The organism is Parafrankia sp. EUN1f (assembly GCF_000177675.1).
In the GTDB taxonomy this organism is placed as follows: Bacteria; Actinomycetota; Actinomycetes; order Frankiales; family Frankiaceae; genus Parafrankia.
The window spans coordinates 1-2,267 of sequence record NZ_ADGX01000340.1 but is presented as its reverse complement, the minus strand read 5'-3'; the positions used below and the strand labels follow the sequence as shown (position 1 = coordinate 2,267).

4 protein-coding genes are annotated in these 2,267 nt (G+C 65.2%); 1 reads left to right on the top strand and 3 read right to left on the bottom strand.

The window, feature by feature from the left end; translation table 11 throughout:
* Positions 1-178: 178 nt before the first annotated feature.
* Positions 179-625 carry a hypothetical protein gene (locus FREUN1FDRAFT_RS38905; RefSeq protein WP_157475857.1) on the bottom strand — a complete coding sequence of 149 codons (447 nt, stop codon included), beginning with the start codon at positions 623-625 and terminating at the stop codon, positions 179-181.
* 125 nt (positions 626-750) lie between these two features.
* Positions 751-1,014 carry a hypothetical protein gene (locus tag FREUN1FDRAFT_RS38900; protein ID WP_006545946.1) on the bottom strand — a complete coding sequence of 88 codons (264 nt, stop codon included), beginning with the start codon at positions 1,012-1,014 and terminating at the stop codon, positions 751-753.
* Positions 1,015-1,605: 591 nt separating this feature from the next.
* On the opposite strand from FREUN1FDRAFT_RS38900, the gene FREUN1FDRAFT_RS38895 reads away from it, so the two are divergent.
* A complete protein-coding gene (locus FREUN1FDRAFT_RS38895) occupies positions 1,606-1,788 on the top strand; it encodes a hypothetical protein (protein ID WP_006545944.1) in 183 nt (60 codons plus the stop codon).
* Positions 1,789-1,912: 124 nt separating this feature from the next.
* On the opposite strand, the gene FREUN1FDRAFT_RS38890 is transcribed toward FREUN1FDRAFT_RS38895, so the two are convergent.
* Positions 1,913-2,267 (bottom strand): Fic family protein (locus tag FREUN1FDRAFT_RS38890; protein ID WP_006545943.1); only part of this gene is annotated, 355 nt, incomplete at its 5' end.

The window sequence follows — 2,267 nt, the reverse complement described above, 5'->3', positions numbered from 1 at the left end:
GAACTGCACCTCTTTCACGTTGCGGCCGGTGGTGCCGCCTTTGCCGCCGCGCTTGACGCCGTCGCGGCCGGTGGACGCCCCGCCGCCGGTGCTGCCGCGCTTGTTCCAGGCCAACGCACTCTCCCCCTCACCTGTTGATCTTAGGTTCAGAATAGATCGTCGTGGTGGTCTGCGACCGTCACATGGCCTCCAGCCATCGATAGTCCTGGTCTTTCCGGGGGGCGCGACCAGCGGGAAGCGTCTGCAGGAAGTAGACGTAGCAGACGTCGCCACGGTGGAAGGTGACAGCAAGTCCGTACTTGTGAAATTTGCCGGCTCCTGTGGAATAGCCGTGAACCTGCGAGATCTCACGGTTTCCACTGTTGATGATGAGCGCACGCAGGTACTGCTCGATATCGGCGGTTCGGATCTTGCCGCCGACCAGCTCCAGAGCGGGGAGGGGCACCGGCGTGGGAGGATCACCCTCCACCATCGGCTCGTCCGCCGTCCGATCGTCTCCACCGGGCGGTGTGCCCCTGACGATGTCGGCGTACAGGGATCCCCCTGAGGCGAAGTTCAGGACGAGCCCGTAACCCCCCGCCTCGGTGAATTCGTTCTCCGCGAAGGTCTTCACCTCTCGAATCACACCCGATCCGTCAGCCGGAATCAGCGATTTGAGAAAGGGTTCGAACCTCTGCACGCGCACTAGATCTCCTAGCCGTTTGCGGTCGTCGATGCGGCGAGGATACGGGTACCCCTCACAGATCTCGGTTAGCCCTCGAGCAGGTTGTCGTAGAGTCCCTGCCTGACCTCGGCGAGGAACCGCTCCCAGGCCTGCGGCGCGATCACGAGGTCGGGACCGCCCCTGCCGGAGCGCAGGATCACCGCCCGTTCGATCCTTCCGACGGCCAGGACTCCGGCGTCCGGCTGGTGAGGGCGGAGCCAGCCGATGTCCGCGGCCGCGCCGGGGCCGGCGCCGCTGTCGACCCACCGTGTCCCGCCGCCGGCCTCCCTCGAGGGTTCCTGTCTGTCCACGAATGCTGCTCCTCGTCGTAGGTGGTCCGCGCCGAACCCGTGGCGTGTGGTGGCGCCGCGAGCCCGGCGCGTGTCATGGCGCCAGGAACGGAACGACGTAGTAGATGTCCGGGCGCGCCTGCCTGCCGATCCAGGCCGACGCCGCGGGCCTGGTGCTGAACCAGTGGTTCGCGCTGCGCGGGGTACCCAGCTCGTCGGTGCGGATCACCGTGTAAAGCGCGGGTACCGGCGGGCAGGCCTTCCCTCCGTCGCAGTCACCGATGACCCGTCGCCGGACTCGCCGAGTGCGCCGTGGCGGCCGCCGATTGACCACGCAACTCCCCCGTCTTGCCGCTTCCTGACGGGATGATGGTCACTCTGCGCATAAGGGTTGGTCTAGTACGTGACTGTTACTCACGTGCATGTGAGTACGAACTCTCACACGTGAGTAGATGTACGCACGTTTTCGCACGTGCAGCACGCACATGCATCCGATTCGTCATGTTTTAGACAACGCGCTAACACATCCGGCGACCGTCTGACGTCAAGCAGCAAACAGAGAGTTAGCGTGTCTGCCTGTTGATCGCTTGTGCACACAACGGGGTGGGATGGATGCAGGTCGAAGAACGGACTGACCAGGGACAGATGGGCGTCGAGGAGCGCAGTGACGGGCTCGTGTTGCTCGTACGCCGCGCAGCGCTTGCCGAGGCCGACCTGCGCGCGCTGCGGGCCGTCCTTGCGCCCGTCTCCGGGCGCTTGGTCGGCCCGCCATACACCTCCCGCCGGCGGTCGTGACTTCCTCGCCGCCGGTGAAAGGGCCGACGAGCATGCGAAGGCCCCCCGCCGAGGGGGGATCGGCGGGGGGCCTCGGCGGTCGCGCACGCGAGCCGCGGCCGTACTCACGCCCCGCTCCGGGCGGCTACCAGGACGGTCGCGGGCTCACGATCGGATCGAGCAGCTTGACGAGTTCGTCGGGTTCATACTCGATCCGATAGCGATGACAGGCACCATCGTTCGATTCCTTATCGAGCGCCGGCCAGTTCACCGTCCACCCAGCGGCGGCGCCGAGCTGGCGAAGGAATGCCCGCTGCGCGCGACCATTTCCTTCCCGGAATGGGTGCAGCGCATTAACCTCGCCGTAGAGGACAGCCAGCTGAGCTACGAAGTATTCCCTCTTGAGGCCAATCAGATAGTGATCATTCTTAAGCTTTAAGAATAGCTTGGCGAGTTCCGCCTCGATGAACAGCGGCCGACAAAAAGGGTGTCCGCCTTTG

Bases quoted from the DNA above. Each gene is read 5' to 3' on its own strand.
- FREUN1FDRAFT_RS38895 (WP_006545944.1), top strand. From the start codon at position 1,606: ATGCAGGTCGAAGAACGGACTGACCAGGGACAGATGGGCGTCGAGGAG.